This is a genomic window from Thiohalocapsa sp. (assembly GCF_019695415.1).
Classification (GTDB): Bacteria; Pseudomonadota; Gammaproteobacteria; order Chromatiales; family Chromatiaceae; genus Thiohalocapsa.
The window spans coordinates 11,448-13,793 of record NZ_JAIFKJ010000410.1; the positions used below are offsets into that span (position 1 = coordinate 11,448).

Sequence of the window (2,346 nt, forward strand, 5' to 3'; positions counted from 1 at the left end):
GGTCCCGCACAACGCCTACATCCGCCAGCTGGCGCGCGAGGGCCTGACCAAGCTCGGCCACCACGGGCGCATCGACGCCATGGGCGTGCCCTACGACGAGCTGCCCAAGTGGGCGGACATCCAGATCCTGACCGGCCAGCTGCACAAGCTGCCGCTCCTCGACGACGACCCGGTGGGCACGGAGGTCGTCATCGGCCCGGCCGCCGCTAAGCCGCTCAAGCTGGATATCCCGTTGCTGGTGAGCGACATGAGCTTCGGCGCCCTGTCCGAGGAGGCCAAGGTCGCGCTCGCCCGCGGGGCGGAGCTGGCCGGCACCGGCATCTGCTCCGGCGAGGGCGGCATGCTCCCGGAGGAGCAGGCGGAGAACAGCCGGTATTTCTATGAGCTGGCGTCGGCGCGCTTCGGCTTCTCCATGGACAAGGTGACACAGGCCCAGGCGTTCCATTTCAAGGGCGGTCAGGGCGCCAAGACCGGCACCGGCGGCCACCTGCCCGGCACCAAGGTGCGGGGCAAAATTGCTGAAGTACGCGGGCTCGCCGAGGGCGAGTCGGCCATCTCGCCGCCGCGCTTCCCGGACTGGCACGGACTCGCGGAGTTTCGCGACTTCGCCGCCCAGGTACGCGAGGCCAGCGGCGGCATCCCGGTGGGCTTCAAGCTGAGCGCCCAGCACATCGAGCAGGACATCGACGCGGCGCTGGAGGTGGGCGTCGACTACATCATCCTGGATGGCCGCGGCGGCGGCACCGGCGCGGCGCCCAGGCTGTTCCGCGACAACATCTCGGTGCCCACCATCCCGGCGCTCGCCCGCGCCCGCCGCCACCTGGACCGCTGCGGGGCCGATCAGGTCACGCTCGTCATCACCGGCGGCCTGCGGCTGCCCGCGGACTACGTGAAGGCGCTGGCGCTGGGCGCCGATGCCGTGGCGCTCTCCAACGCGCCCATGCAGGCCATCGGCTGTCTCGGCATGCGCGCCTGCCACACCGACAACTGCCCCGTCGGCATCGCCACGCAGAAAGAGAACCTGCGCGCACGGCTCAAGATCCAGCAGTCCGCCGAGCAGCTCCGCAACTTCTTCCAGGCCGCCACCGAGCTGATGCAGGTGATGGCCCGCGCCTGCGGGCATGATCACCTGAACAAGCTCAATCCGGAGGATCTGACGACGTTCGACCGGGACATGGCCCACCTGACCGGCATCGCCTACGCGGGCGTGCGGCTGGATTAAGCGGCTGTTCCCCCATCGCATCCTACGGAGACCAGCGTATGACGAACCAAACCGAACAGCTCGTCTGGCACAAGGTGATGGACAAGGACGAGCTCGCCGAGGGCCGGGTCAAGACCGCCGCCTGTGGGCTTCGCACCCTGTGCATGACCCGCTTCAAGGGCCAGTACGGCGCGCTGGACAACGCCTGCCCGCACCAGGGCGGCCCGCTCGGCGAGGGCTCCATCGAGAACGGCCTGCTGCGCTGCCCCTGGCACGGCTGGGACTACGACCCGCTGACGGGCAAGGCCCCGGGCTTCGACGACGGCGTCGAGAGCTTCCCGGTGGAGGAGCGCGACGACGGTGTCTACGTGGGCCTGCCGCCGGAGCAGAGTCACCAGCGCACCGTGGGCGATGTGATGGCCGAGAGCCTGGTGAACTGGGGTGTCACCAAGGTGTTCGGCATGGTCGGCCATTCCAACCTGGGCATGGCCGATGCGCTGCGGGTGCAGGAGCAGGCGAGCCACATGGCCTTCTACGGCATCCGCCACGAAGGCGCCGCAAGCTTCGCGTGCTCCGCCTACGGCAAGCTCACCGGCCGGCCGGCGGCCTGTCTGTCCATCGCCGGGCCCGGCGCCACCAACCTGCTGACGGGGCTCTGGGATGCGAACGTGGATCGCGCCCCCGTGATCGCGCTGACGGGCCAGGTGGAGACCCAGGTGCTCGGCCCCGGGGCGTTTCAGGAGGTCGACCTGTCCGCCGCCTTCGGCAAGGTGGCCCAGTGGTCGCAGCCGGCGCTGCCCGGCAGCAAGCATGCAGAGCTGGTGAACCTCGCCTGCAAGAGCGCGATCCTGAACCGCGGCGTGTCGCACCTGATCCTGCCGGACGAGGTACCGAAGCTGGCCGCTGCCGACGGCGCCGCGGCCGGCGGCCCGGCCGGCCGGGTCACGCCGCGGGACATCGCACCACCCGCCTCCGCCGTCGACGACGCCGTGGCGCTGCTGGCCAAGTCCCGGCCCCCGGTCCTCGCCGTCGGTCACGGCGCCCGCTTCAGCATGGCCGGCGTCCTTGCCCCCGCCGCCCCGCCACACCGCCCCCTCCTCCCCCCCTTCAAGGGCAAGGGCCCGACACCCCACTCCCCCCCCTCG

Annotated in this window: 2 protein-coding genes; both read left to right on the forward strand. The window is 70.9% G+C overall.

The window, feature by feature from the left end:
- Positions 1-1,222, forward strand: a 1,222-nt coding sequence (locus tag I6U14_RS11750; RefSeq protein ID WP_296899540.1) for an FMN-binding glutamate synthase family protein, incomplete at its 5' end; no start/stop codon positions are given.
- A gap of 38 nt (positions 1,223-1,260) precedes the next feature.
- Positions 1,261-2,346: thiamine pyrophosphate-binding protein (locus I6U14_RS11755; RefSeq protein ID WP_296899542.1), on the forward strand; the 1,086-nt coding region annotated here is incomplete at its 3' end.